Genomic DNA, 25,583 nt, shown 5'->3' with positions numbered 1-25,583 from the left:
GGTGAGCTTTCCCATCCGCGCCATCACCCTCGACCTCGACGACACCCTGTGGCCGTTCCCGCCGATCGGCGCGCGCATCGAGCGCGTGCTCGACGACTGGTTCCGCGAACGCAGCCCCCGCACCGCCGAACGTTTCCCGATCCACGCGATGCGCGAATTGCGCGAGCGGGTGTTCGCCGAAAACCCGCACCTGGTCCACGACCTGTCGGCGTTGCGCCGCCTGAGCATCGAGACCGCGCTGCGCGAAAGCGGCGGCGACGTCGCGCTGGCCGACGAGGGCTACCAGCTGTTCTACGCCGCGCGCAACCAGGTCGAGTTCTATCCCGACGCGCTGGACGCCCTGCATCGCATCGCCGCGCGCGTGCCGGTGGCGGCGCTGAGCAACGGCAACGCCGACCTGCACACGATCGGGCTGGCTTCGCTGTTCCATTCGCAGATCCACGCCCGCGAACACGGCGCGGCGAAACCGGAAGCCAGCATCTTCCACGCCGCCTGCGAACGGCTGGGCGTCGCGCCCGGCGAAGTCCTGCACGTCGGCGACCACCCCGAACTCGACGCGCTGGGCGCGATGCGCGCCGGGCTGCGCGCGTGCTGGCTGGATCGCGGCGACCACGCGTGGCCCCACGGCGCGCCGCGCGCCGACCTGGAATTCACCACCCTGACCGCGCTGGCCGATTGGCTGGACGCGCTTCCCCAAGGCCCCGACGCCGAGCCGAACGCATGACCGCGACCCACGCCTACGCCACCGACGCTTCCGCCGCCCTGCCCCTGCACGTGCTGCAGCGCGCGCAGTTCGACGCCTGGCGCGCGACCCAATCGCCCGCGCTGCAGGCGTGGATCGACGCGCAGCGCTTCGTCGCCGCGCCCGGTACTTTGCTGTTGTTGCCGGGCGAGGAAGGCCTCGCCGGTGCGGCGCTCGGCATCGGCGATCCGCTGGACGCGTACGCGTATGCGCACGCGCCGTTCGGCCTGCCGGTCGGCGACTGGCGTCTCGCATCGACGCTGGACGACGCGGCGCGCGCCGCGATGCAACTGGGCTGGGGCCTGGGCGCGTACAAGTTCAGCCGCTACAAGAAGCCGATGCGCGCGGCGGCGCGGCTGGTGCTGGAACAAACCGACGCGGAAGCGCTCGATGTGCTCGACGCCTGCGTGCGCGTGCGCGACTGGGTCAACACGCCGACCGAGCACATGGGTCCGGACGAACTGGAAGCGGCGGCACGCGACATCGCCGCGCAACACGGCGCGCAGTTCGAGGTGATCGCCGGCGACGAACTGCTGGCACGCAACTTTCCCACCATCCACGCGGTCGGCCGCGCCTCGCATCGCGCGCCGCGGCTGATTGCGCTGAGCTGGGGCGACGCTGCGCATCCGCACATCGCCCTGGTCGGCAAGGGCGTGTGCTTCGACAGCGGCGGCCTCGACATCAAGCCGGCCGCCGGCATGCGCAACATGAAGAAGGACATGGGCGGCGCCGCGCACGCGCTGGCGCTGGCCGGGCTGGTGATGGCGCGCAAGCTGCCGCTGCGCATCACCTTGCTGCTCGCCGCGGTGGAGAATTCGATCGGCCCCAACGCGTTCCGCCCCGGCGAAGTGATCGTCACCCGCGCCGGGGTCAGCGTCGAGATCGACAACACCGACGCCGAAGGCCGGCTGGTGTTGTGCGATGCGCTGGCCTATGCCGGCGAACAGAAGCCCGACGCGATCCTCGACTTCGCCACGCTGACCGGCGCCGCGCGCGTCGCGCTCGGCCCCGACCTGCCGGCGTTGTTCGCCAACGACGATGCGCTGGCCAGCGCATGGCTCGACGCGGCCGGCGCCACCCGCGATCCGGTCTGGCGCATGCCGTTGTGGAATCCGTACCTGCGCTACCTGACCAGCGGCATCGCCGACCTGGCCAACGCCGGTTCGACCATGGCCGGCAGCGTCACCGCCGCGCTGTACCTGGAGCGCTTCGTGCCGACGGGCACGCCATGGGCGCACCTCGACACCTATGCATGGAACGACAACGACCGCCCCGGACGTCCCGCCGGCGGCGAGGCGCTCGGCTTGCGTTCGGCCTACGCGATGTTGAAGGCGCGCTGCGGCTGATTCCACCTCGCGAAGCCTGCATGTCCGACGACATCGTCACCCTCCGCGACGCGCGCTTTCCGCAGGACCGCGACTGCGTCGAAGCCCTGTTCCGCGAGTATGCGGACTCGCTCGACGTCGACCTGGGCTTCCAGGGTTTCGAACAAGAAGTCGCGACCCTGCCCGGCGCCTACCAGGCACCGGGCGGCGCGCTGTTCCTCGCCTTTCGCGGCGACGACGCCCTCGGCTGCGTCGCGTTGCGCGCACTGGACGCACCCGACGTGGCCGAACTGAAACGCCTGTACGTGCGCCCGGCAGGACGCGGCCTTGCATTGGGCAGGCGCCTGTCCGAAACGGCGATCGCACGCGCGACCGAGCTGGGTTACGCGCACTTGCGCCTCGATACCCTGCCGAGCATGCAGGCCGCGCAGGCGCTGTATGCCGCGCTGGGCTTCCGCGAAATCGCACCCTACCGCTTCAATCCCGTCGACGGCGTGCGCTACCTGGAGCTGGCGCTGCGCTAGTCCTTTCGCTGCGCGACGCGAACGTTCACAGCCATCCTTTCTGCCGCGCGAGGCGATACGCCTCGATCCGGTTGCCGACGCCGGTTCGACCATGGTCGGCAGCGTCGCCGCCGCGTTGTATATGGAGTGCTTCGTGCACACGGGCATGCCCTGGGCGCTCATCGACGCCTAGGCGTGGAACGACAACGACCGTCCCCGCCATCCCGCGGCGGGGGAGTGCGCGGCCTGCGCTCGGTCCACGCCATGTTGAAGGCGCGCTGCGAGTGATCCAAGATGGAGACTGGATTCGGGACGCGACAATTTGCAGTATGCGGCCCCGATAATTGGACAATTTGACGTCGTGAGCGTGCAGGATGCTGAAGCTCGGTAAGTTTCTGTCCCAGGTCGCAGCCATCGTTTCCGGCCTGGGCCTGTTGCTCTACACCTTGCCTTGGCTGCATTCGCGCCAGAACGCCACGGCGTTGCCGGCGGGCGTCGAAACCGCTTGGCTGGCATGCGCGGCGTGCCTGGGCCTTTCCCTGCTGGCTAGCCGATGGCTGGGCAAACGGCAACAAGCACGGAACCAGGAAGAACTGGAATCCGCGCGACGCGAGCACGTGTTCGTAGCCCAGGGCAGCCCATGGTGGTTTCTGCTGGTGATTCCGCTGACCGTGGGGTTCGGCGCAATGGGTTACGCCGCCGCGCGGAAGGGCCAATGGGGCATGTCCGCACTGGGATTGGGCCTGTTGCTTCTTTTCCTCTTGCTGGGCTACGAACTGGCCCGGCAGTTCCTGCGCCCCGGACCGATGCTGCAGATGGATTCCCGCGGAATACGTCACGCGATATACGGCTCCATTCCTTGGGCGGACGTGGTGGGCCTGCAGCTGCACAGCATGAAGGTGCGCTATTCCACCAGCCACACCTTGTTCCTCTGCGTGCGTGAGCCCTTGCGCTACCTCAACAACGCTCCGCCCTTCTTCCGCTGGATACAGGGAAGACGGTTGCGGAGCAACCCAGGCTACGGTTCTTTGCCGGTGCCGCTGAATATCCTGAACAAGGACCCAGAGCTGATCCACCGATCGGCGCTGGCGCTGCGCCGGAGCCACAATGCGCCGCTGCTGAAGCATTGGCACCATCGTATGGAAGCCGACGAGGTCTCCACGTGGTTGCGCATGCAGGAAATGAACGAAGAAGCCGAACGCATCACCGAGGAGATGCGCGCCACGCCGATCGATCCCAGCCCGGAGCAAATGCGCGCCTTCGAAGCGCGGATGCGCCAGCACGCGGCCTTGAACGATGCACTGCGTCCCCAGCTAGAAGCGACCCTGGAAAAGTCGGCCAAGCGGACGAGAAAAGACCTCCGTACCTTCAGGATAGTGGGATGGACGATTGTCGGCATGTGGTTGCTTTGGCTGGCACTGAAGTTTCTGCGCTAGGTCTTCGGGTGGAAGGCCCGACGTGTTACCTGATTGACTTCCGCATGCCAGCGACACGCGCTCCGCGGCGAAGTTCCGCAAGATCGCGACGGCGTTGGAGTGCCGTCAAGCGCTTCAGAATTTTCAACATTCTGCCTGCGATCTAAAGCCACCCCTTCTGCCGCGCGAGGCGATACGCCTCGATCCGGTTGCCGACGCCGAGCTTGCCGATCGCTTCGGACAGGTAGTTGCGCACCGTGCCCTGCGACAGGCGCAGCTGCGCGGCGATCTCGGCGGCGGACATGCCCTCGCCCGCGAAACGCAGCACCTGGCGTTCGCGGTCGTTGAGCGGATCGGCATCGCTCCACGCATCCAGCGCGAGTTGCGGATCGATCGCGCGGCCGCCGCGATGCACCTTGCGCAGGGCCTCGGCCAGGTCTTCGGCCGGCGCGTCCTTGAGCAGGTAGCCGGAAACGCCCGCTTCCAGCGCGCGCCGCAGGAAACCGGCGCGGGCGAAGGTGGTGACGATCACCACCCGCGTCGGCAGTTCGTGGCGCTGGATGCGTTGCGCCAGTTCCAGCCCGGACAGGCCGGGCATCTCGATGTCGGTGACCAGCACGTCGGGTTTAAGGCGTTGCAGTTCGCGCCAAGCCGCCTCGCCGTCGGCGGCGGCGCCCAGCACTTCGATGTCGGTCTCCAGGTTCAGCAGCGCGGACAGCGCGCCGCGCACCATCGCCTGGTCCTCGGCCAACAGGATCCGGATCATGCGCGCGCTTCCGCGCTGCGCAGCGCCTCGCCGGCAACGTCGACCGCGCGCAGCGACAGCAGCGGATCGCGCCAGGCCAGCGGCACGCGCACCAGCAGGCGGGTGCCGCCGTTGCGCGGCGAATCCACGCTGAGCGTGCCGCCGAGCGCGCGCACCCGGTCGCGCATGCCGGTCAGGCCGTTGCCGTCCGCGTGCACACCGCCGCGGCCGTCGTCGCCGACGCACAGCTGCACGGTCTTCGCCTCGCGCGCGAACTCGATTTTCGCGCAGGTCGCCTGCGCATGCCGGGCGATGTTGGTCGCCGCCTCGCGCAGGACCAGCGCCAGGCCGCGTTCGACTTCCGGCGGCAGGTCGGCCGGCGGCACGTCGTAGTCCAGCCGCACCTGCGAGGATTCCAGCATCAGCTTGGCCGAGGCGAGTTCGGCGGCGAGGTCGGTGGAGCGGATGCCGGTGACCGCGCTGCGCACCTGGGCCAACGCGTCGCGCGCGACGTGCTCGGCTTCCTCCAGTTCGCGCCGCGACGCCGCGGGATCGCGGTCGGCCAGCTTGCGCGCCAGCTCCAGCTTCAGCGTGATCAGCGACAGCGTGTGCCCGAGCAGGTCGTGCAGGTCGCGGCCGATGCGCTCGCGTTCGGCAGTGGCGGCGAGCCGGCGCACTTCGTCGTGCGACAGCGCCAGCGCGGCGTCTTTTTCCTGGCTGGCGTGTTCGACGTTGATGATGATGCCGATCACCAGGGTCATCACCGGCATCCACACCCACATCAGCGGCGGATAGCCGATCCACGCGGCCACCGCCACGTACACCGCGTTCATCGCCAGCAGTTGCAGGATATAGGCGCGCAGGCTCGGCCGCTTCGCACTGGTGCGCAACATCACGCAGCCGAACACGAAGTAGCTCAGCCCCGACGGGTACCAGCGCATCAAGGCCAGGCCGAGCACCGCCATGCCGATGGCATAGCGCCAGCCGTGCCGGCGCGGCGCGAGCAGCACCTTGGCGTACAGCCACAGGAACAGCGGATAGGACAGCAGGGTGAACCCGGCCCACTTCCAGTCGTAGCCGCTGCCGAACAACGGGGTGACGAACACCCAGGCCGACCACAGCAGGTGCACGCCGTCGGTCCACGGCGACTTGCCGCGGCGCTGGGCCTCGGCCACCGCGGAATCCGGGGCCGGAGCCATCCGGCGGCGCAACCAGGCGGGTATGTTCATGCGCGCATCCTACGGCAGCGCCTGCGCATCCGTTCAACCGTTGCGGCGCAGGCGACGCGCGGCCAGCCACAGGCAGGCGACGGTGAAGCCGCACAGCACCAGCGCATGCTGCAGGCCTGAGCCCAGCGACGGCATGCCGACCGCGGACATCGCCAGTTGGTTGAGATGGAAGCTGGGCCAGACCGGCGCAAGCTGCTGCAGGAACTTCGGCATCATCGACAGCGGGAACCACAGGCCGGACAGGAACGCCATCGGCAGGTAGATCATGTTGATCAAGCCGGGCGCGCCCTGGCCCTTGATCAGCGTGCCGAGCAGCAGGCCCAGCGCGCAGAACGGCACCACGCCGGCGACTTCCAGCGCGAACAGGCGCGATGCCTGCGCGGCGGGCAACGGCACGTGGGCGACGAACAGGGCGATCGCCAGCAGCAGCGAGGCGATTGCGGCCGCGACCAGCATCGCCATCGCCATCTTGCCGACCAGGTACGCGGCCGGCGGCATCGGCAGCGCGCGCTTCAGCGTGAGCAACCCGCCGTCGCGTTCCAGCGCCAGCGATACGCCGAAACCGAACAGGCCCGGCGCCATCACCCCGAAGGTGGAATACGCGGCCAGCATGTAACGCGCCTGCTCGCTGCCATGGCCGAGCAGCACGCCGAACATCAGGTAGAACACGGTCGGGAACAGCAGGGTCGGCAACAGGAAACCGGGATTGCGCAGGTAGCGCAGGATCTCGCTGCGGGTTTCCTGCAGGTAGGCGTTGAACACACGTGCGCGGGGCATCGTGTTCGAGGCGTTGTCGAGGATGGCGTTCATCAGGCGGCTTCCTGCAAGGCACGACTGTTATGGGCGATGTCGTCTTCGCGGGTCAGTTCGGTGAAGGCCTCGGCCAGGCCGGCGGCGCGCACCTCCAGCGACGAAAGGTGCAGGTCTTCCGCGAACAGGCGGCGCACCAGCAATTCCGGATATTCGGTGGACAGGCACAGGCGCTCGCCGTCGATGCGCGCCTCGGCCACTTCCGGCCAGGTCGCGACTTCCGCCTGCGACAATTTCGTCGCGCACCACACCCGCTTCAGCGCGATGCGCGCGCGCAACGCTTCCACGCTGCCTTCGCTGATCAGCTTGCCGCGCCCCATTACGCAGACGCGGTCGGCCAGCGCTTCGGCTTCCTCCAGGTAATGCGTGGTCAGCACCACCGCATTGCCTTCGGCGACCAGGTGGCGGATCGCCTGCCACAGCTTCTGTCGGGCCTCGATGTCCATGCCCACGGTGGGTTCGTCGAGGAACAGCAGTTGCGGCCGGCCGCACAGCGCCAGGGCGAACTGCACGCGGCGTTGCTGGCCGCCGGACAGCTTGCCGTATTGGCGCTGCAACAGGTCGGCAACGCCGGCCAGCTCCGCGCTTTCGGCGACACTGCGCGGCGACGGGTAATAACTCGCGGTCAGGCGGATCAGTTCGCCAACGCGCAGGGTCGGCGGCAGTTGCGCGTCCTGCAGCATCACCCCGATGTGGCGGCGCGCCTCGATCCGCTGCGGGTCCATGCCGAACAGCGAGACTTCGCCGGCGTCCGCGCGGATCAGGCCGAGCAGCAGACCGATCGCGGTGGTCTTGCCGGCGCCGTTCGGACCGAGCAGGGCCAGCATTTCGCCGCCGTGCAATTCCAGGTCGATGCCGGCCAGGGCCTGCACCGCGCCGTACGCCTTGGTCGCGCCGCGCAGGCGCGCCAGCGTGCCTTGTTGAATCGCCATCCCGCTGCCTCCGTGTGGAATGGCGGCACGATGCCGCCGCGCGCGCCTCGCCGGCAGTCGCGCGGATCACGCATTCGACATGACAAGCGTCAGATGACGGCCCCGGCCGCCGTCGCTAGCCTGCACGCATGCCCCGAAACCGCGCCAGGATCGCCGCCGTCGCCCGATACCGCTCCGCTATCGACGCGTTGGCGTGCTCAGGCCAGCCGGCCACGTACCCGCGCATCGTCGGCGTAGCGCCACAGCAACAGGGCGACCGCGATGCGCAGCAAGGGGAACATCGTGCCCTGCACGCCGTAGTGGTCCCATGCCGGGGTGACCGCGTACAGCGATGCCATCTGCACCAGCGCGCCGAGCATCGACAACTGGAACATGCCGGCGGACCAGGCCCTGGCCCGCAGCAGGCCGGCGGCGCCGAGCAGGCCGGTGGCGATGGCGAAGCCGGATACCACGTGCGACCAGGCCGGCGTGGCCGATCGGATCTCCTGGTCGGCCAGCGACAAGGCCGCCACCACCGCGGGCGGCAGGGCCAGTTCGCGGACCATCATGGTCAGGCAGGCCAGGTACCAGAGCAGTGCCGCCATGCCGATCAGCATCATGCCCAGCGGTCGCCGCGGATTCGCCATCGTCGTCCCCTCGATTCCCCGATGCCCGGATTATGTGGAAAACCTGCCGTGCGCTTCGGCACCCCGTCACATCGGCATCACCCGGGTGACTTCCGGCAACTTGGCATGCTCCGGCAGGAATGGTCACACTTGCCACCTCGCGACGCCACCCCCTTGAGCGCCCCTGCCGATGAATAGCTCCCCCGACCTGCTGAAGGAACTCCGCATCGACCGCAAAGCCGCGACGCCGCCGCCGTCCCGGCGCGGATTGTGGATCCGCCTGTCCATCGCCGCCGTGGTGCTGCTGGTGCTGGGCATCGGCGCATGGGCAGTGTTCGGCCGCGAGAAACCGATCGAAGTGAAGACCGCGCCGGTGGTGGCGATGGCCAGCGGCGATGCGTCCAGCGCTTCGGTGCTGGACGCGACCGGCTACGTCGTCGCCCGGCGCATGGCCACGGTCTCGGCCAAGATCACCGGCAAGGTCCGCGAGGTGCTGATCGAGGAAGGCCAGCGCGTCGAGGCGGGCCAGGTGATGGCCACGCTGGACCCGATCGACGCCGATGCGCAACGCTCGCTTTCGCGCGCGCAGTACGGCGCGGCGCAGAGCCAGGTCACCGGCGTGCAGGCGCGGCTGAAGCAGGCCGAAGCCGACGCGGCGCGGCTGTCGAAGCTGGTGTCGCAGCAACTGGTCTCGCGTTCGCAGTACGACGAGGCCATCGCCGCGCGCGACGCGCTGCGCGCCGAGCTGCTGACCGCGCAGCGCAACGCCAAGGTCGCCGCCGACGGCCTGCGCATCGCCGACATCGGCGTGGACAACACCGTGGTGCGCGCGCCGTTCGCCGGCGTGGTCACCGCCAAGGCCGCGCAGCCGGGCGAGATCGTCTCGCCGCTGTCGGCCGGCGGCGGCTTCACCCGCACCGGCATCGGCACCATCGTCGACATGGATTCGCTGGAAGTGGAAGTCGACGTCGGCGAGGCCTTCATCGGCCGCGTGCAGCCGAAGATGCCGGTGCAGGCCACGCTGAACGCCTATCCGGACTGGAAGATCCCCGCCGAGGTCATCGCGGTCATCCCCACCGCCGACCGCGGCAAGGCCACGGTCAAGGTGCGCATCGCGCTGAAGTCGAGGGACCCGCGCATCGTGCCGGAGATGGGCGTCAACGTCAGTTTCCTCGAACCGGCCAAGCCGCAGCAGCAGGCAACGCAGCAGCCGCAGGGCGTGCGCGTCCCGGCGGCGGCGATCGCCCAACGCGACGGCCAGGACGTGGCCTTCGTCGTCGGCGAAGAGGACCGCGTCGAACAGCGTTCGCTGAAGACCGGCGCCACGCTGGGCAATGACCGCCTGGTGCTGTCCGGCCTGCAAGGCGGCGATAACGTGGTGCTGGACCCGCCGGCGGAATTGAAGGACGGCGGCAAGGTGAAGCTGGCCGAGGACGCCGCGGAATAGTTTTTTGCTCGTCATTCCCGCGCAGGCGGGAATCGCTCTTGCTTTTCGCTTCCTGCTTCTCCCGGAAACAAGGCAAGGGCATGAGCGATTCCCGCCTGCGCGGGGCTTTTGACCGATGCATGTCGGTCATGACGAATCTTGTTTGTCCGCTGTCGAAAACCCGCATTCCCGTTCGTCGTACCCAAGACCACCCCGGGGCGCCTGCCCCGCAAATCGAGGCAAGACCATGTCGACACTGGTTTCGATCCGCAACCTGACCAAGACCTACCAGCGCGGCCCCGAAAAGGTGCATGTGCTGCACGGCCTGGACCTGGACATCGGCAAGGGCGACTTCGTCGCGCTGATGGGCCCGTCCGGCTCCGGCAAGACCACCCTGCTGAACCTGATCGGCGGACTGGACACGCCGAGCTCGGGCGAGATCGAGATCGACGGCCAGCGCCTCGACCGGATGAGCGCGGGACAGCTGTCGAACTGGCGCAGCGACCACGTGGGCTTCGTGTTCCAGTTCTACAACCTGATGCCGATGCTGACCGCGTTGAAGAACGTCGAACTGCCGCTGCTGCTGACCCGCCTCGGCGCCGGCGACCGCAAGCGCCGCGCCGAAATCGCGCTGCAACTGGTCGGCCTGGGCGACCGGGTCAAGCATCGTCCGAACGAACTGTCCGGCGGCCAGCAGCAGCGCGTGGCCATCGCCCGCGCGATCGTTTCCGACCCGACCCTGCTGATCTGCGACGAGCCGACCGGCGACCTCGACCGGCAGAGCGCCGAGGAGATCCTCGGCCTGCTGCAGACGCTGAACCGCGAGCACGGCAAGACCATCGTGATGGTCACCCACGACCCGAAGGCGGCCGAATACGCCAGCCATACCCTGCACCTCGACAAGGGCACCCTGGTCGAACAGGCCGCGCACGCCTATTGATCTCTGTCGTTCCGAGCGCAACGAAGCATCTGCCGTTCGATTCGCATCGCCGCAAAAGCAGATCCCTCGCTGCGTTCGGGACGACAACCGGAGAAGGAACCGCATCATGAAATACCTGCACCTGATCTGGGCGGAACTGTTCCGCCGCAAGACCCGGACCATCCTGACCCTGGTATCGATCCTGGCCGCGTTCCTGCTGTTCGGCCTGCTCAACGGCGTGCGCGTCAGCTTCGACCAGGCCGGGCAAAGCGCGCAGGGCGCCAAGCGCCTGCAGACCGGCTCCAAGCTGTCGTTCATCGACACCTTGCCGCTGTCGTTGAACGACCGCATCGCCCGCACCGACGGGGTCAAGGCGGTGACCTACGCCAACTGGTTCGGCGGCGCCTACCAGAAGCCGGAGAACCAGGTCTTCAGCTTCGCCGTGGCGCCGAACTACCTGGACCTGTATCCGGAAATCGAAGTCTCCGCGGCGCAGCGCCAGGCCTTCGACGCAACCCGCACCGGCGTGCTGGTCGGCGAAGACCTGATGAAGCGCTTCAAGTGGAAGGTCGGACAGAAGATCCCGCTGATGTCGACCATCTTCCCGAACAGCGACGGCAGCAAGAACTGGGCCTTCGACATCGTCGGCGTGATGAAGCCGAAGGACAAGGCCAGCGGCGGCTGGTACGGCCAGATGATCATCATGCACTGGAAGTATTTCGACGAATCCTGCCCGTACAACCGCGGCCAGGTCGGCTGGTACGTCAGCAGCGTCGCCGACGTGAACCAGGCCGACCGCGTGGCCAAGGCCATCGACGCGCTGTCGGCCAACTCCGACCACGAAACCAAGTCGATGACGGAGTCCGCGGCGGCCGCTAGCTGGATGAAGCAGATGGCCGACATCGGCCTGATCGTCGGTTCGATCATGGGCGCGGTGTTCTTCACCCTGCTGCTGCTGACCGGCAACACCATGGCCCAGGCGGTGCGCGAGCGCATTCCCGAGCTGGCGGTGCTGAAGACGATCGGCTTCAGCAACACCTCGGTGCTGGGACTGGTACTGTCCGAATCGGTGCTGCTGGTGCTGCTCGGCGGCGTGCTCGGCCTGGGCCTGGCCACGGTGATCGGTCCGATCCTTACCCTGGTCAGCGGCGGGGTGATCAACATGCCGCCGATCAACCTGAGCATCTGGTTGCCGGGACTGGGCCTGATGGTCGCCATCGGCGTGCTGGTCGGCTTGTTGCCGGCGATCCGAGCGATGCGTTTGAACATCGTCGATGCACTGGCTGGACGTTAACGGAGAATCACGATGAAATTCCTCAAAGGTTTGTTGTGGTTCCTGGTGACCCTGGTCGGCATCGCGGTATGGCTGGCGGCACCGTGGTTCGTGCTGGCGGTGTTGGCCGCGGGCTTCCTGCTGTGGCTGCTGCTGACCCGGCGCGGCCAGCAGGCCGGCTCGGTGACTCAGGTAGGTCTAAGCACGCTGCGCCAGCGCATCGGCGCTTCGTCGGTGATCGTGATCGGCATCGCCGGCGTGGTCGCGGTGCTGGTGGCGATGCTGGCGATGGCCGAAGGCTACCGCGCCACCCTGCGCGCCAGCGGCAATGAAAGCAGCGCGATCGTATTGCGCGGCGCATCGGCGGCGGAGGTGATGTCCACGCTCGACCACGAAAGCATCAACGTGATCGGCCAGGCGCCCGGCGTGGCCCGCGATGCGCAGAACCGTCCGCTGGTCTCGCCCGAGCTGGTCGTCGCCGCCAACCTGCCGCTGAAGGGCGGCAAGCCCGGCGAAGACGGTAGCGTGCAGCTGCGCGGCATCGGCGATGCGGCGTGGACGGTGCGGCCGAACGTGAAGGTCGTCGCCGGACGCAAGTTCGCCAGCGGCCGCCGCGAAGTGATGGCCGGTACCGGCGCGCAGCGCCAGTTCGCCGGGCTCGAGCCGGGCAAGCAGATCAAGCTCGGCGCGCAGACCTGGACCGTGGCCGGCATCTTCCATTCCGGCGACGCGATGGATTCGGAACTGTGGGCCGACGCCGAAGTCGTGGCCACGACCTATCGCCGCGGCAGCACGCGCACCTCGGTGACCGCGCAGCTGACCGATGCGAAGGCGTTCAAGGGCTTCCAGTCCGCGCTGAAGGGCGACCCGCGCCTGGACGTGGACGTGAAGACCACGCTGGCCTACTTCAGCAAGCAGTCCGAAGGCATGACCACGGTGATCCGCATCATCGGGATCATCGTCGGGGCGATCATGGCGATCGGCGCGGTGTTCGGCGCGCTCAACACCATGTTCGCGACCGTGGCAACGCGCGCGCGCGAAATCGCCACGCTGCGCGCGATCGGCTTCCGCGGCATTCCGGTGGTGGTCGCGGTGATGCTGGAAACGATGCTGCTGGCGCTGCTCGGCGGTTTGATCGGCGGACTGATCGCGTGGCTGGTGTTCAACGGCTTCACCGCTTCGACCATCGCCGGCGGCGTCGGCCAGCTGACCTTCTCGTTCGACGTGTCGCCGTCGGTGCTGTGGACCGGGATCAAGTGGGCGCTGGCGATCGGTTTCGTCGGCGGCCTGTTCCCGGCCCTGCGCGCCGCACAGCAGCCGGTGACCGACGCATTGCGCGGCGCGTAAGCGCCGCTTTCCCAGAGGCCCCCGCATAGGCGGGGGAGCCGGGCTCGTCCCGGCCTGTTTTTGCCTTGTAGAGCCGAGCATGCTCGGCTGCTTCCGAGCGTTGCTTTTGTAGAAGCCGGGCTTGTCCCGGCTTGCTTTTTTGCCTTTCGCGATGAAGTCAAAAGCGTGCCGGGACAAGTCCGGCACCCCCGCCTACGCGGGGGCAGGCTCTACGAAGCAGAAGCGGTCGTTACGCCGAATCCCGGATTTCGCTACACCGCACCGCGCACGGCATCGAACTTGCCGCGCAACCACTGCAATCCGGCCATGTGCTGCTGGTCGTGGCTGCACAGGTAATGGACCAGGCCGCGCACCGTGGTCGGGCCGTAGTCTTCGAAGAACGCCGGGCGCGACCATTGCGTCGCGTCCAAATGGGCCAGCAAGGCGAGCGTCTCGCGGCGAGCCGCACGGAATGCGGCCAGCGCCGCATGCGCGTCCTGTCCGACATAGTTGCGCTCGCGCGCCAGGGCCTCACTGCCCAGGTCGGGCAGGAACGGGTTGGCTTCGTCCAACGCGCGCCGGAAGCGCACGTGGTAGCCGTCGATCTCCACGTCGCGCACGTGGCAGACCTGCTCGTGCGCGGTGAAGCGTTCGCTGGGAATGCCCGACCAGTCCGCCGGCGACCAGTGCACGGCGTCGGCGGGGAACGCGGCGAAATGCGCTTCGAGCGAATCGGGGAATTCCGCCAGCGCGCGCAGCGTCGCCGGATCGATCGGGGACGGTCGCATGTTCAGGGCGCCCCACAGTCGGCCGTGCAGGTTGCCGGCCGCATCGGTGGCGCCGGGCGGCGCGAGCGCACGATGCCGTCCAGCGCGAACACCGCCAGCCCGATCCAGATGCAGGCGAAGCCGATCGCACGAGTCTGGCCGAACGGCTCGCCGAGCACCAGCACGCCGATTAGCAACTGCAGGGTCGGCGCGATGTACTGCATCAGGCCGACGATCGACAGCGGGATGCGGCGCACGCCGTAGGCGAAGCCGATCAGCGGCAACGCGGTGACCGCGCCGCCGACCACCAACAACACGTCGATGCCCCAGCCCCAGCCCTGCACGAAGCCGCCGCCATGACCGGATTCGGCCCAGGCCAGGAAAGCCAGCGCCGGCGCGAACAGGTACAGGCTTTCCACCGCCAGCCCGCCGACCGCATCGACCGCGACCAGCTTGCGCACCAGTCCGTACAGGCCGAACGACACCGCCAGCCCGATCGCGATCCACGGCGGCGCGCCGGCCTGCCAGGTCAACCAGGCCACGCCGAGCGCGGCGAAACCCACCGCGGCCCACTGCACCGGGTTGAGCCGTTCGCGCAGCACCAGCACGCCCAGCACCACGTTGAGCAGCGGATTGATGAAATAGCCGAGGCTGGTTTCGACCACGTGGCCGGCGTTGACCGCCCAGATGTACAGGCCCCAGTTGAACGCGATCAGCGCGCTGCTCAACGCCAGCGTGGCCAGCGCGCGCGGCTTGGCGCGGATTTCGCGCCACCAGCCCAGTCCGTTCTTCAGCGCCAGCCAGCCCAGCACCAGCAGCGCGCTCCATACGATGCGATGGGCGATGATCTGCAGCGACGGCACCACCTTCAGCGCGTGCCAGTACAACGGCACCACGCCCCACAACACGAAGGCGAAGACGGTGGCGGCGACGCCCTTGCGGTCCAGGCCGCTCATGTCCGTTTCTCCGCAACCTGCTTCTTCAGCTTGCCGATGCTGATCACCACCACGCCGGCCACGATCACCGCCATCGCGCCGAATTCCGACGCGGTGAAGCGCTCGTGCGCCAGCCACGCGCCGAGCACCACGGCGATCGCCGGGTTGACGTAGGCGTAGCTGCCGGCCAGCGCCGGACGCACGTGATGCAGCAGCCACACGTAGGCGCTGAAGCCCAGCAGGGAACCGAACACGACCAGGTAGGCGAACGCGGCCAGTCCACTGGCGCTGGGCAAGGCATGCAGGCGCTCGCCCGAAACCAGCCCGACGATCCCCATCGCCACGCCGCCGCACAGCATCTGCGCCGCCGCGGTCATGAACGGCGATGCCAAGTCGCGGCCGCGGCTCCACACCGATCCGAACGACCACGAGATCGCCGCGATCACCAGCGCGATCAGCCCGACCATGCTGGCGTCATGGGCGGCGCCCGCGTTCAACCACAGCACGCCGAGGAAGCCGATCGCGATGCCCAGCCATTCCAGCACGCTGGGCCGTTCGCCGCGCAGCGAAGCGAAGATGCCGAACCACATCGGCGCCGAAGCGACCGCCACCGCGGCGATGCCCGAGGACACGCTCTTCTCGGCGAAGTTGACCAGGCCGTTGCCCAGCACCAGCAACAGCACGCCCATCACCGCGGCGTTGCGCCACTGCGGCAGGGTCGGCGCGGCCACTCCGCGCAGGCGCAGCAGCGCGAACAGGATCGAGCCGGCGACGACGAAGCGGATGCCGCCGAGCAGGAACGGCGGGAAGCCGCCTTCCAATGCGAAACGGATGGCGAGGTAGGTCGAGCCCCAGATCACGTAGACCGCGGCCAGGGCCAGGGGAACGCCCCAGCGGGTCGAAGTCGCGGCGGGCACGGCGGTGGTGGTGTTCATGCGGATACCCTATGCGGGACGCGCGGATGCCGCTTGAAAATTTCTGCGTCCTGACGCAAAAATTTTGCGTGCCCACCGCGCCCCCGCCCTTCGACGAATTCGACCACCGCCTGCTCGCCCTGCTGCAGGCCGACGCGCAACGCACCCTGACCGAACTGGGCGACACGGTCGGCTTGTCGGCCAGCGCGGTGCAGCGACGGATCAAGCGTTACCGCGAAAGCGGATTGATGCGGATGGTCGGCGTGCTCGACATCGCCCAGCTGGCCAACGTGACCCTGGCCACCGTGGTGGTCGCGCTGGAACGCGAATCCGCGCGCCAGCACGCGGCCCTGCATGCGCGCCTGCGCGCGGCACCGGAAGTGCAGCAGTGCTACTCGCTGGCCGGCGACTGGGATTACCTGGTGATCCTGGCGACCACCGGGCTGGCGCATACGCGCGAGGTCGTCGAACGCCTGTTCGACGCCGACAAGAACCTCAAGCGCTACGAGACGCGGCTGGTGTTCGACGTGGTCAAGCGCGGGCTGGACCTGCCGACACGGCGACGTTCGCGGGGAGCGAAGGATGGGGTTCACGGAAAGAAGTGACGGTGGGGGACGACGATCTTAGGGTGGCGAAGCGCTCGCACAATGGCGAAAGGCCGCATCCGTACTTGAAAGTTATCCGGGCATGGCTTGAGCAAGATTCAAATCATCCTGTGGGAGCGGCCTTGGCCGCGAATGCTCTTCCTCGAAACGGCTCGAAAAGCATTCGCGACCAAGGTCGCTCCCACGAACTGGCCTACGAAGCCGCGCGCAGGCCGCGTTCGCGTTCCAGCAACTGCCGTTTCAACGGCAGGCCCCAGCGATAGCCGCCCATCGAACCATCGCCGCGGATCACCCGATGGCACGGCACCACGACGGCGACGTGGTTGCGCGCGCACGCACTGGCGACCGCGCGCACCGCCTTCGGCGCGCCGAGCTGCGCGGCCACTTCGGCATAGCTGCGGGTCTGCCCCGCCGGGATCTTCATCAGCGCGTCCCACACCCGCTTCTGGAACGCAGTGCCGATCAGGTCGACCGGTACCTCGCCGCGTTCGCCCGACAGGCGCGCCGCCACCGCCTGCAGGCGCGGGGCCAGGAATTCGTCGCGGCCGCTGTCGACGCGCTGCAGGTTCGCCTGCGGGAATTCGTCGCGCAGGCGCCGTTCCAGCGCAACCGCGTCGTCGCCCAGTTCGACCGCGCAGATGCCGCGCTCGGTCGCCGCGACCAGGGCGCGACCCAATGCGGTTTCGACCAGGGTCCAGCGGATTTCCACGCCGGCGCCGCCGGCGCGGTAGCGCGCGGGGGTCATGCCCAGCCGGCTGGCGCCCTGTTCGTACACGCGCGACGGCGAACCGTAACCGGCGTCGTACAACGCGGCGCTGACGTCGTGGCCGGAACGCAGGCCGCTCTTCAGCGTGCCGAGCTTGCGCTGGGCGAGGTATTCGGCCGGGCTGAGGCCGTAGCGCGCGGCGAACTTGCGCTGCAGGTGCGACGCGCTCAGGCCGACCGCCGCAGCCAGTTCGGCCAGGGTCGGTTCGCCGCCGTCGAGCAGTTCGCGCACGCGTTCGAGCTTGTCGGTTTTTGCGGTGGTCTTATCCATGGCGGAAAGACTACGGGCGCCGCAAGGCGCCCGCTATCCGATTCTTGCTGTTGATCCTTCTTCCGGTGGGAGAAGGATGAAAACTTCAATCCGCCCAGCTGCGCGGGCCGGTCGATTCCGGCAGCACCTGCGCCGACAGCTTGCGGTCCTGGCCAAGTACGTCGATCGCGTCGGCGAGGATCGCCGCCGATTCGCGCAGCAGCGGGTCGGGGCGCTTGTCGGCCAGCTTGTCGCGAGCGGCGTCCTTGACGATGTCGCGCTCGTTCGAGGACAGGCCGTCGTCGCTCTCGTCGGCCAGCGGATCGAGGTCGAGGCCCATCGCCTTGCGTTCGGCCTGGCGCTGCTTGCGCTTGGCTTCCTGCTTGTCGCGTTCCGCGCGGCGCACCGTTTCGTTCAGCGACACGTACTTCTTCGCCGCCTCGGCGCGGTACTCGGCCACGTCCTGCGCCCACCACTGGAATTCCTTGTCCTTGGCGATGCGCGCGGCGTGCAGCTTCTCCAGCTGCGGCAGCAGTGCGGCGAAGTTGCCGTACTGGGTGTGCGGCACGGCGGCGATGCGGGTCCACGGCAACGCGTTGTCGTAGGTGCTCTCGCCGTATTCGCTGGCGTCGACGCTGGCCGGGAAGGCGATGTCCGGGACCACGCCCTTGAACTGGGTGCTGCCGCCGGCGACGCGGAAGAACTGGGCGATGGTCAGCTTGACCTGGCCGAAGCGCGCGGTTTCGTTGGCCGGCCAGCGGTCGAGGTCGACGATGTTCTGCACCGTGCCCTTGCCGAAGCTGGTTTCGCCGATGACCAGGCCGCGGCCGTAGTCCTGGATGGCGCCGGCGAAGATTTCCGACGCCGAGGCCGAGCCGCGGTTGATCAGCACCGCGAGCGGACCGTCCCAGGCGACGCCGGCCTTGCGGTCGGCGTTGACCGCGACGCGGCCGCCGGATTCGCGCACTTGCACCACCGGGCCCTTGTCGATGAACAGGCCGGTCAGGTCGACCGCCTCGTCGAGCGAACCGCCGCCGTTGTTGCGCAGGTCCAGCACCACGCCATCGATGTTCTGGGTCTTGAACTGGGCCAGCAGGCGGGCCACGTCGCGGGTCGCCGAGTTGTAGTCGTCGGGATTGCGGCGGCGGCCTTCGAAGTCCTGGTAGAACGCCGGCAGCTTGATCACGCCGACGCGGCGCGCCGGCTGGCCGTTGGCGGCGGGCGCGGTGATGATTTCCGACTTCGCCGCCTGCTCTTCCAGCTTGATCTTCTGCCGGGTGATGACCACGCGCGCCGGCTTGGCGTCGACGCCCGCGCTGACCGGCAGGTAGTCGATGCGCACCTGGGTGTCCTTCTTGCCGCGGATCTGCTGGACCACGTCGTCGATGCGCCAGCCGATCACGTCGGTCATCGCGCCCGACTTGCCCTGGCCGACGGCGACGATGCGGTCGCCGACCTGCAACTTGCCCGACAGCGCCGCGGGGCCGCCCGGCACGATCTCGCGGATCGCCACGTAGTCGTCCTGGCGCTGCAGCACCGCGCCGATGCCTTCCAGCGACAGCGACATCTGCTGGTTGAAGGTGTCGGCGGTGCGCGGGGTGAAGTAATCGGTGTGCGGATCGATCGCGCCGGTGTAGCTGTTGAGGAAGCTCTGGAACACGTCCTCGCCCTTCAGCTCGTCGATGCTGCGCTTCATGTTGGCGTAGCGCTTGTCCAGCGTGGCGCGGATGTCGGCCGGCTGCTTGCCGGCCAGCTTCAGCCGCAGCCAGTCGTTCTTCACCGACTTCTTCCAGATCGCGTCCAGCTCCTGCGCGTTGGCCGCCCACGGCGCCTTCTCGCGGTCGTATTCCCAGTGCTCGTCGGTGCTGAAGTCGAAATCCTGCTTGAGCAGCGAACGCGCATAGGCGATGCGGTCGTTCACCCGCTGGCGGTACACGGAGAAGATGTTCCAGGCCGGGGCCAGGTCGCCGCTGCGGATCGCGTCGCCGAGCGAGGCCTTGTACGGCTCGAACTTGGCGATGTCGGCGGCGGTGAAGTACTGCTTGTTGCCGTCCAGCGCCTCGAGGTAGCGCTTGAACACGTCCTGCGACAGCGATGCGTCCAGCGGCCGCGGCCGGTAGGCGTAGCGGCTGTCGGACAGCAGGCCGTAGACCATCTTCGAGGTGGTGGTCTGGTCGACGGTGGGCGCGGCCGGCAGGTTCGTCGTCCGGCTCTTGTCGATCAGGCTCTTGTCGCTGCCCTGGTCGGTCTTGGGCGCGTCTATCTCGATCTTTTCGGGCGCGGCGCTTTGCGCCAGCAACGCCAGTGGCACGGCCAGGGCGAGGGTGAACAGGGCAGCGGAGGTCTTGATCTTCATGGACGGCGGCTTGGCGTGCGGCCCGGGGACGGGCAGAGGTTCGGAAAGAGCTTGCGGGGGGCTTGGACAGTCCGACAGTGCCGGAAGTTGCACGGCTTGTCGACCGCCCTGCCCCGCAGCCTAGCCGTGCGGATGTCGGGAAAGGTTAACGGGGCTCAAGCGCGGATTTCCCGGATGAATTGGGATTGCGCCTGGCTTGACTTGGCTTTTGCTCCGCCCCCTTTTCAAAAGAGGGCCACGGGGGTTTGCTTTCGCTGTTTTGGGGCGAAAAGCACATCCCCCTCGATCCCCCTTCTGCGAAGGGGGAGGAAATCAGCCGGCGACGCCCGCTTCCTTGGCCTGCTGGTCGGCGTGGTAGCTGGAACGCACCAGCGGGCCGGAGGCGACGTGGCTGAAACCCAGTTCCAGGCCGTAGGTTTCCAGCGCCTTGAATTCGTCCGGCGTCCAGTAGCGCAGCACCGGGTGGTGGTGCGCGCTGGGCTGCAGGTACTGGCCGATGGTGACCATGTCGACGTCGTGCGCGCGCAGGTCGCGCAGGGTGGCCTGCACCTGCTCCATGGTCTCGCCGAGGCCGAGCATGATGCCGCTCTTGGTCGGCAGGTGCGGATGCTGCTGCTTGAAGCGCTGCAGCAGGGTCAGCGACCACTGGTAGTCGGCGCCCGGACGCACGTTCGGATACAGGTCCGGCACCGTCTCGATGTTGTGGTTGAACACGTCCGGCGGATTCTGCGCGAGGATTTCCAGCGCGCGGTCCATGCGGCCCTTGCCGCGGAAGTCGGGGGTCAGCGTCTCGATGCGGGTGCCAGGCGAATGCTCGCGGATCGCGGCGATGCAATCGACGAAGTGCTGGGCGCCGCCGTCGCGCAGGTCGTCGCGGTCCACCGAGGTGACCACGACGTACTTCAGGCCCATGTCGGCGACGGTACGGGCCAGGTTCAGCGGTTCGGACGGATCCGGCGGTTTCGGCCGGCCGTGGGCGACGTCGCAGAACGAGCAACGGCGCGTGCACACCTCGCCGAGGATCATGAAAGTCGCGGTGCCGTGGCCGAAGCACTCGTGGATGTTCGGGCAGCTGGCTTCCTCGCACACGGTGACCAGGCGGTTCTCGCGCAGCTTGGCCTTCAGCCGCGCCACCGAGTTGTCCGAGGGGATGCGCACGCGGATCCACGAGGGCTTGCGCAGCACCGGCGCGTCGGCGAACTGCACCGGCGAACGCGCGATCTTGTCGCCGGCGACCTGTTTGGCACCTTCTTGGAGCCGGCCCGCCTGCAGCGGCGCCGGCGCGTCCGCGCCGACCACGGCCAGGGGGATGCTTCGGGGGGAGGAGCTGCTCATGGCGCCATTCTACGCCGTCCCGACCCCTCGACCGACGGTCAACCCTTCCCCAGGCCTGCATGGACGCGGCCGAGGAATTCCCGGGTGAGGCCGACCACCTCGTCCAGGCAGGTTTCCAGCAACCAGTGCCCGCCATCAAGCAGGTGCAGCTCGGCCGCCGGCAGATCGCGCAGATAGGCGCGTGCGGCAGCTTCGGGCATGTAGCCGTCCTGCGGCCCCCAGACGATCAGGGTGGGCGGGGCATGTTCGCGGAGGTAAGCCTGGTAACGGGGAAACCAGGCCAGGTTTTCCTTCAGCCCGGCGATGACCTCGAGCGCGATCCGCTTGCGCTCCGGCGTCATCAGCGACCAATGCAGCTTCCAGAGATCGGGGGGAATCCGCTCCGCGAGATCGTCGCGCACGTCGTTCAGGAATTCGTCCCTGAATCCTTCCTCCGTGATCGCTTCGCCCAGCTTCGCCTTGCGTTCGGGCGTCGGGTCGCGGAAATAGGCCTGCAGCGCCTGGTACTTCGGCCCCAGGGCATCCTCGTAGATGTCGCCGTTCTGGACGATCAGGGCCGCGATCCGCCGCGGGTGCCGCATCGCCAGGCGCAGGCCGATCTGGGAGCCGAAATCGTGCAGGTAGATCGCGAAGCGTTCGATTTCCAGCGCATCGAGGAATCGTTCGAGGAACGCGCGATATCCATCGAAATCGTGCGGAAAATCCGCAGGTGCGCGGGTATAGCCGCTGCCGGGAAAATCCGGGGCCAGCAACCGCCAGCGATCGGCCAGCGCGGGCATGAAATCCCTGAATTCGTACGACGAACACGGATAGCCGTGCGGCAACAGGACTACAGGCGCGTCGGGCGGGCCCGCGTCGCGATAAAAACAATCGACGCCGGCAAGATCCATTCGACGATGCCTTACCCGGGCACTCCCTGCATCCAACGGTTCACCTTCGATCCGCATGCCTCGCGCCGCATGCGATCACGTGCGCCGTTACCGGTCCGTCAATAGCGATGTCGTCTGGAAGGCCTCGGAAGCATGCCATTGCGGGGACATGGAAAACTGCCTGGTCAACTCGCGCACCAGCACCGGCTTCACCGCGTCCAGCGACGCCGGGCCGCCCAGGTCGGCCAGCGCCACCGCCTGCAAGCCGGCGTAGCCGCAGGGATTGATCCGCTGGAACGGTTCCAGGCTCATCGCGATGTTGAAGGCCAAGCCGTGGAAAGTGCGGCCATGGCGCACGCGGATGCCCAGCGCGCCGATCTTGGCGCCGTTGACGTACACGCCCGGCGCGCCTTCCTTGCGCTGCGCGTGGATGTTCCACTCGGCGCAGGTGTCGATGATCGATTGCTCGATCTTGCAGACGTATTCCTTCACCCCGACCTTCAGCCGCGGCAGGTCGAACAGAGGATAGGCGACGATCTGCCCGGGCCCATGGTAGGTCACCTGGCCGCCGCGGTCGACGTGGACCACCGGGATGTCGCCGGGGGCCAGCACGTGCTCGGGCTTGCCGGCCTGGCCGAGGGTGAACACCGGATCGTGTTCGACCAGCCAGATCTCGTCGGCGGTGGCCTCGTCGCGCGCGTCGGTGAAGCGCTGCATGGCCCGCCACACCGGTTCGTACGGCTGGCGACCGAGGTCACGGACGACCGTTACAGCGTCCACTTCACTTCCGGATGGTCGCGCAGCGCCTGGTGCGCGGCGTCGTATTGTTCGCGGCTTTCGGCGCGGAAGCCGATCCGCACCGATACGTAGCGGCCGTTGCTGGAATGCTTCCAGCTGATGCTTTCTTCCAGCACTTCGACGCCGCTGGACGCCAGCAGGCGCGGCAGTTCGGTCTCCAGGCCCTTGTCGGCCGTACCCATCGCGCTGAGCTCGAAGGTGCCGGGGAACTGGAAGCCGTGTTCGGGGTTGTCGGACTTGATTTCCATGCTGCGATTATTGGGCCGGAACGCCGCAAACCCAAGCCGCAAACGAGGAAAGGGCCGCTCTCGCGACCCTTTCCCGATACCCCGGCGCAGCGTGTTACTTCGCCAGCTCGATGAAGTTGCTGGAAATCCAGCCCTTGTTGCCGAGCTCGTCCTCGACTTCCCACATCGCGCCTTCCTTGGTGCCGGTCGGGTACAGCAATGCGCCCGGGTCGAGGTCGCGCAGCGCCTTGCCGCTGCCCTTGGCGTTGGCCAGCAGGCGCGCCGGCTTGGTCACCTGCATCGCCTGGCTGGCATTGGCGGCCGAAGCGTTGGCCGGCAAGCCGCCCAGCTGGCCGATCAGGTCGGAATAGGCCTGCAGGTAGGCCAGGGTGATGACCTGGCCGATCTCGGTGTTGGCGTAACCGCTGGCGCCCGCGCTGCCCCAGTGGCTGCCGGTGAACAGGCTGCCGCCCGCACCCCAGCCCATGTCGGTCTTCTTGGCGCTGCCTTCGGCCATCGCCACCTGCTCGGACGAACGCACGTCGGTCACGGTCAGCACCACGTCGGCGGTCTTCTTCTTGAAGTTCAGGCCACCGACCACCGCGCCGGCGTTGCCGCCGATCAGCCCGCCCAGCAGGCCGCCGATCGCATTGCCGCCCGAGTTGCTGTTCTGCGAGATCAGGTCCGGCACCAACACGTAGTCGGCCGCCTTGATCTGGCCCTTGCCGATGTTGGAACGGTTGCGCAGCTGGCCGTCCGAGGCCAGGTCGCGCTCGCGCATCGCCGCATCCATGCCCGCACCGCGGTCGACCAGGGTGAAGCAGCGCGACTTGTTGACGAACACCTTGATCAGCTTGGACGGCGCCGGCAGCTGCTGGCCGGACCACCAGTTGGTGCCATCCTCGGGTTCGATCACCGAAATCGTGCCCAGCGACTTGGCGCAAACCGGGATCTCGGCCGTTTTCTGCTTGCGCAGCTCCTGCGCGCTCTGCCCTGCCGCAGCCTGCCCCATCGTGGCCAGCAAGACGGCGCCGATGCCGACGGCCAGCGCCATCGACGTGTTGAACTTGAAGCTCATGCGAACATTCCCTATCAGTGATTGATTCCGTCAACGCCGCTTGCGGCGTTCCCCCTGCGCCGCCATGCGGCGCCGGACGATGATATGGCAGGAGGCGCGGCCGGGGCAGCCGCCTCGCAGCGTCCCGGTTTCCCGCAGATACGAAAAAGCCGGCGAAAGCCGGCCTTTTCCTGTTTCATCGTCGCGACCGGATCACTCCGACTCCCACCACATCCAGAACGCGTCCCACAGGCGGCGGAAGAAACGGCCTTCCTCGACCGCGTTCTGCGCGACCAACGGGGCCTGGGCGACGACCTTGCCGTCCAGGGTGACCTTGACCATGCCGATCTTCTGGCCCTTGGCGATCGGCGCGACCAGCTGCTTGGGCACGTCCATGCTCGGCTTGAGCTGGTCGTAGCGGCCGCGCGGCACGCTGACCAGCATCGGCTCGGCCACGCCCAGCTGCACCTGCTTGCTGGTGCCCTTCCACACGCGATGCGTGGCGACGGCCTTCTCCGGGCCGTACAGGCGGTGGGTCTCGTAGAAGCGGAAACCCCAGTTGAGCAGGGCCAGGCTGTCGTCGGCGCGCTGCTTTTCCGAAGTGGAACCCATCACCACCGCGATCAGGCGCTGGTCGCCGCGCTGGGCCGAGCTCATCAGGCAGTAACCGGCGCCGGAATGGTGGCCGGTCTTGATGCCGTCGACGCTGCCATCGCGCCACAGCAGCAGGTTGCGGTTCGGCTGCGGGTTCATCGCGCCGACCTTGAACTCGCGGATCTTGTTGTACGCGTAGGTTTCCGGATAGTCGTGGACGAAGGCGCGGCCGAGCAGGGCCAGGTCGTGCGCGGTGGAATAGTGTTCCGGCGCCGACAGGCCGTGCGCGTTGACGAAGTGCGAGTTCTTCATGCCGATCTTCGCGGCATAGCTGTTCATCAGCGAAGCGAAGGCCTCCTCGCTGCCGGCGACGTGTTCGGCCAGGGCGATCGCGGCGTCGTTGCCCGACTGCACGGCCATGCCGATTTCCATGTCCTTGATCGGCGCGGTCTTGTTCAGTTCGAAGCCGCTGTAGCTGCCGTCGGTGCCGGCACCGCCTTCGCGCCAGGCGCGCTCGCTCATCATCACCTGGTCGGTGGGGCGGACCTTGCCGTTCTTCATCTCCGCGGCGACGACGTACGAAGTCATCACCTTGGTGATGCTGGCCGGCTCGAGGCGCTGGTCGTAGTTCTCGCCGGCGAGGATCTGGCCACTGGCGTAGTCCATGACCAGCCACGCGGTGCCGACCGGCTTGGGTGCGGGCGGAATGGCGACGGAAGCGGCGGCGGCCGGCGCGGCTGGCGGGGCGGGCGTCTGCGCGACGGCCAGGCCGAACGCGGCGGTGGCCAGAGCGGCGAGGATGAAACGGGACTTCACGGGCACGGACTCCGGGGGAATGCGGGAAAACGGGAATTGTAAGGG

General features: G+C 67.9%; 25 protein-coding genes. 9 read left to right on the top strand and 16 right to left on the bottom strand.

The window, feature by feature from the left end; all coding sequences use genetic code 11:
• The first annotated feature begins 1 nt into the window (after window position 1).
• The 4 genes from J5837_RS07485 (at window position 2) to J5837_RS07470 (ending at window position 4,006) form a co-directional block, all read left to right on the top strand.
• Entirely contained in the window at window positions 2-724 is a 723-nt protein-coding gene (locus J5837_RS07485) for an HAD family hydrolase (RefSeq protein WP_210536041.1), read from the top strand.
• Window positions 721-2,088, top strand: coding sequence for a leucyl aminopeptidase family protein (locus J5837_RS07480; RefSeq protein WP_210536040.1), 1,368 nt, complete (start codon window positions 721-723; stop codon window positions 2,086-2,088). Before J5837_RS07485 ends, J5837_RS07480 begins: the two co-directional genes overlap by 4 nt.
• A gap of 20 nt (window positions 2,089-2,108) precedes the next feature.
• Window positions 2,109-2,591: a GNAT family N-acetyltransferase gene (locus J5837_RS07475; protein WP_210536039.1), complete on the top strand. Its 483-nt coding sequence runs from the start codon at window positions 2,109-2,111 to the stop codon at window positions 2,589-2,591.
• A gap of 353 nt (window positions 2,592-2,944) precedes the next feature.
• Entirely contained in the window at window positions 2,945-4,006 is a 1,062-nt protein-coding gene (locus J5837_RS07470) for a hypothetical protein (protein ID WP_210536038.1), read from the top strand.
• Window positions 4,007-4,148: 142 nt separating this feature from the next.
• Here the strand turns inward: J5837_RS07470 and J5837_RS07465 are convergent, their stop codons facing one another.
• The 5 genes from J5837_RS07465 to J5837_RS07445 all read right to left on the bottom strand — a co-directional run bounded on the left by J5837_RS07465 (window position 4,149) and on the right by J5837_RS07445 (window position 8,327).
• Complete coding sequence (locus tag J5837_RS07465) at window positions 4,149-4,751, bottom strand: response regulator transcription factor (RefSeq protein ID WP_210536037.1); 603 nt, start codon at window positions 4,749-4,751, stop codon at window positions 4,149-4,151.
• Entirely contained in the window at window positions 4,748-5,959 is a 1,212-nt protein-coding gene (locus tag J5837_RS07460) for a sensor histidine kinase (protein ID WP_244755706.1), read from the bottom strand. Before J5837_RS07460 ends, J5837_RS07465 begins: the two co-directional genes overlap by 4 nt.
• 33 nt (window positions 5,960-5,992) lie before the next feature.
• Window positions 5,993-6,769 (bottom strand): ABC transporter permease, encoded by a 777-nt coding sequence (locus J5837_RS07455; RefSeq protein WP_244755703.1) that lies wholly within the window; start codon window positions 6,767-6,769, stop codon window positions 5,993-5,995.
• Entirely contained in the window at window positions 6,769-7,701 is a 933-nt protein-coding gene (locus tag J5837_RS07450) for an ABC transporter ATP-binding protein (protein WP_210536036.1), read from the bottom strand. The genes J5837_RS07455 and J5837_RS07450 overlap by 1 nt, the downstream gene beginning before the upstream one ends.
• A 197-nt stretch (window positions 7,702-7,898) precedes the next feature.
• Window positions 7,899-8,327 (bottom strand): hypothetical protein, encoded by a 429-nt coding sequence (locus J5837_RS07445; RefSeq protein ID WP_210536035.1) that lies wholly within the window; start codon window positions 8,325-8,327, stop codon window positions 7,899-7,901.
• Window positions 8,328-8,496: 169 nt separating this feature from the next.
• Between J5837_RS07445 and J5837_RS07440 the strand changes: the two genes are divergently transcribed.
• The 4 genes from J5837_RS07440 to J5837_RS07425 all read left to right on the top strand — a co-directional run bounded on the left by J5837_RS07440 (window position 8,497) and on the right by J5837_RS07425 (window position 13,271).
• Window positions 8,497-9,753 (top strand): efflux RND transporter periplasmic adaptor subunit, encoded by a 1,257-nt coding sequence (locus J5837_RS07440; protein ID WP_210536034.1) that lies wholly within the window; start codon window positions 8,497-8,499, stop codon window positions 9,751-9,753.
• A gap of 226 nt (window positions 9,754-9,979) precedes the next feature.
• Window positions 9,980-10,672 carry an ABC transporter ATP-binding protein gene (locus J5837_RS07435; protein ID WP_210536033.1) on the top strand — a complete coding sequence of 231 codons (693 nt, stop codon included), beginning with the start codon at window positions 9,980-9,982 and terminating at the stop codon, window positions 10,670-10,672.
• Between the two features lie 106 nt (window positions 10,673-10,778).
• Window positions 10,779-11,945, top strand: a complete 1,167-nt coding sequence (locus tag J5837_RS07430; RefSeq protein ID WP_210536032.1) for an ABC transporter permease — start codon at window positions 10,779-10,781, stop codon at window positions 11,943-11,945.
• 12 nt (window positions 11,946-11,957) lie between these two features.
• A complete protein-coding gene (locus J5837_RS07425) occupies window positions 11,958-13,271 on the top strand; it encodes an ABC transporter permease (RefSeq protein WP_210536031.1) in 1,314 nt (437 codons plus the stop codon).
• A gap of 251 nt (window positions 13,272-13,522) precedes the next feature.
• Here J5837_RS07425 and J5837_RS07420 read toward each other — a convergent pair whose 3' ends face one another.
• From J5837_RS07420 to yedA, 3 genes are read right to left on the bottom strand one after another with little or no spacing between them, the layout of a single operon-like run.
• Window positions 13,523-14,038, bottom strand: coding sequence for a DinB family protein (locus J5837_RS07420; RefSeq protein ID WP_244755701.1), 516 nt, complete (start codon window positions 14,036-14,038; stop codon window positions 13,523-13,525).
• A 2-nt stretch (window positions 14,039-14,040) separates the two neighbouring features.
• Complete coding sequence (gene rarD, locus J5837_RS07415; protein ID WP_210536030.1) at window positions 14,041-14,973, bottom strand: EamA family transporter RarD; 933 nt, start codon at window positions 14,971-14,973, stop codon at window positions 14,041-14,043.
• Window positions 14,970-15,887, bottom strand: a complete 918-nt coding sequence (gene yedA / locus J5837_RS07410) for a drug/metabolite exporter YedA (RefSeq protein ID WP_210536029.1) — start codon at window positions 15,885-15,887, stop codon at window positions 14,970-14,972. Before yedA ends, rarD begins: the two co-directional genes overlap by 4 nt.
• 68 nt (window positions 15,888-15,955) lie before the next feature.
• Between yedA and J5837_RS07405 the strand changes: the two genes are divergently transcribed.
• Complete coding sequence (locus tag J5837_RS07405; RefSeq protein WP_210536028.1) at window positions 15,956-16,471, top strand: Lrp/AsnC family transcriptional regulator; 516 nt, start codon at window positions 15,956-15,958, stop codon at window positions 16,469-16,471.
• Window positions 16,472-16,664: 193 nt separating this feature from the next.
• On the opposite strand, the gene J5837_RS07400 is transcribed toward J5837_RS07405, so the two are convergent.
• From J5837_RS07400 to J5837_RS07365, 8 genes are all read right to left on the bottom strand, one after another.
• The gene (locus J5837_RS07400; protein WP_210536027.1) at window positions 16,665-17,507 is read right to left on the bottom strand and encodes a methylated-DNA--[protein]-cysteine S-methyltransferase; all 843 of its coding nucleotides are present in this window, start codon (window positions 17,505-17,507) and stop codon (window positions 16,665-16,667) included.
• An 85-nt stretch (window positions 17,508-17,592) separates the two neighbouring features.
• Window positions 17,593-19,842: a carboxy terminal-processing peptidase gene (locus J5837_RS07395; protein WP_210536026.1), complete on the bottom strand. Its 2,250-nt coding sequence runs from the start codon at window positions 19,840-19,842 to the stop codon at window positions 17,593-17,595.
• 312 nt (window positions 19,843-20,154) lie between these two features.
• Window positions 20,155-21,177, bottom strand: a complete 1,023-nt coding sequence (gene lipA / locus J5837_RS07390) for a lipoyl synthase (protein ID WP_210536025.1) — start codon at window positions 21,175-21,177, stop codon at window positions 20,155-20,157.
• Between the two features lie 38 nt (window positions 21,178-21,215).
• Window positions 21,216-22,067 carry an alpha/beta fold hydrolase gene (locus J5837_RS07385; protein WP_210536024.1) on the bottom strand — a complete coding sequence of 284 codons (852 nt, stop codon included), beginning with the start codon at window positions 22,065-22,067 and terminating at the stop codon, window positions 21,216-21,218.
• A gap of 87 nt (window positions 22,068-22,154) precedes the next feature.
• On the bottom strand, window positions 22,155-22,871 hold the full coding sequence (gene lipB / locus J5837_RS07380; RefSeq protein ID WP_210536188.1) for a lipoyl(octanoyl) transferase LipB: 717 nt from the start codon (window positions 22,869-22,871) through the stop codon (window positions 22,155-22,157).
• A complete protein-coding gene (locus tag J5837_RS07375) occupies window positions 22,814-23,092 on the bottom strand; it encodes a YbeD family protein (protein ID WP_210536023.1) in 279 nt (92 codons plus the stop codon). The genes lipB and J5837_RS07375 overlap by 58 nt, the downstream gene beginning before the upstream one ends.
• A gap of 94 nt (window positions 23,093-23,186) precedes the next feature.
• The gene (locus tag J5837_RS07370; protein ID WP_210536187.1) at window positions 23,187-24,125 is read right to left on the bottom strand and encodes a CsgG/HfaB family protein; all 939 of its coding nucleotides are present in this window, start codon (window positions 24,123-24,125) and stop codon (window positions 23,187-23,189) included.
• A 216-nt stretch (window positions 24,126-24,341) separates the two neighbouring features.
• Complete coding sequence (locus J5837_RS07365) at window positions 24,342-25,538, bottom strand: D-alanyl-D-alanine carboxypeptidase family protein (RefSeq protein WP_210536022.1); 1,197 nt, start codon at window positions 25,536-25,538, stop codon at window positions 24,342-24,344.
• Window positions 25,539-25,583: the final 45 nt, after the last annotated feature.

This window comes from Pseudoxanthomonas helianthi (assembly GCF_017939625.1).
Classification (GTDB): domain Bacteria; phylum Pseudomonadota; class Gammaproteobacteria; order Xanthomonadales; family Xanthomonadaceae; genus Pseudoxanthomonas_A; species Pseudoxanthomonas_A helianthi.
This window is presented reverse-complemented; position numbering and strand designations above follow the sequence as displayed.

Coding starts and splice junctions, on each gene's coding strand:
- J5837_RS07480 (WP_210536040.1), top strand. CDS start 721: ATGACCGCGACCCACGCCTACGCCACCGACGCTTCCGCCGCCCTGCCC.
- J5837_RS07475 (WP_210536039.1), top strand. CDS start 2,109: ATGTCCGACGACATCGTCACCCTCCGCGACGCGCGCTTTCCGCAGGAC.
- J5837_RS07470 (WP_210536038.1), top strand. CDS start 2,945: ATGCTGAAGCTCGGTAAGTTTCTGTCCCAGGTCGCAGCCATCGTTTCC.
- J5837_RS07465 (WP_210536037.1), bottom strand. CDS start 4,751: ATGATCCGGATCCTGTTGGCCGAGGACCAGGCGATGGTGCGCGGCGCG.
- J5837_RS07460 (WP_244755706.1), bottom strand. CDS start 5,959: ATGAACATACCCGCCTGGTTGCGCCGCCGGATGGCTCCGGCCCCGGAT.
- J5837_RS07455 (WP_244755703.1), bottom strand. CDS start 6,769: ATGAACGCCATCCTCGACAACGCCTCGAACACGATGCCCCGCGCACGT.
- J5837_RS07450 (WP_210536036.1), bottom strand. CDS start 7,701: ATGGCGATTCAACAAGGCACGCTGGCGCGCCTGCGCGGCGCGACCAAG.
- J5837_RS07445 (WP_210536035.1), bottom strand. CDS start 8,327: ATGGCGAATCCGCGGCGACCGCTGGGCATGATGCTGATCGGCATGGCG.
- J5837_RS07440 (WP_210536034.1), top strand. CDS start 8,497: ATGAATAGCTCCCCCGACCTGCTGAAGGAACTCCGCATCGACCGCAAA.
- J5837_RS07435 (WP_210536033.1), top strand. CDS start 9,980: ATGTCGACACTGGTTTCGATCCGCAACCTGACCAAGACCTACCAGCGC.
- J5837_RS07430 (WP_210536032.1), top strand. CDS start 10,779: ATGAAATACCTGCACCTGATCTGGGCGGAACTGTTCCGCCGCAAGACC.
- J5837_RS07425 (WP_210536031.1), top strand. CDS start 11,958: ATGAAATTCCTCAAAGGTTTGTTGTGGTTCCTGGTGACCCTGGTCGGC.
- J5837_RS07420 (WP_244755701.1), bottom strand. CDS start 14,038: ATGCGACCGTCCCCGATCGATCCGGCGACGCTGCGCGCGCTGGCGGAA.
- rarD (WP_210536030.1), bottom strand. CDS start 14,973: ATGAGCGGCCTGGACCGCAAGGGCGTCGCCGCCACCGTCTTCGCCTTC.
- yedA (WP_210536029.1), bottom strand. CDS start 15,887: ATGAACACCACCACCGCCGTGCCCGCCGCGACTTCGACCCGCTGGGGC.
- J5837_RS07400 (WP_210536027.1), bottom strand. CDS start 17,507: ATGGATAAGACCACCGCAAAAACCGACAAGCTCGAACGCGTGCGCGAA.
- J5837_RS07395 (WP_210536026.1), bottom strand. CDS start 19,842: ATGAAGATCAAGACCTCCGCTGCCCTGTTCACCCTCGCCCTGGCCGTG.
- lipA (WP_210536025.1), bottom strand. CDS start 21,177: ATGAGCAGCTCCTCCCCCCGAAGCATCCCCCTGGCCGTGGTCGGCGCG.
- J5837_RS07385 (WP_210536024.1), bottom strand. CDS start 22,067: ATGGATCTTGCCGGCGTCGATTGTTTTTATCGCGACGCGGGCCCGCCC.
- J5837_RS07375 (WP_210536023.1), bottom strand. CDS start 23,092: ATGGAAATCAAGTCCGACAACCCCGAACACGGCTTCCAGTTCCCCGGC.
- J5837_RS07370 (WP_210536187.1), bottom strand. CDS start 24,125: ATGGCGCTGGCCGTCGGCATCGGCGCCGTCTTGCTGGCCACGATGGGG.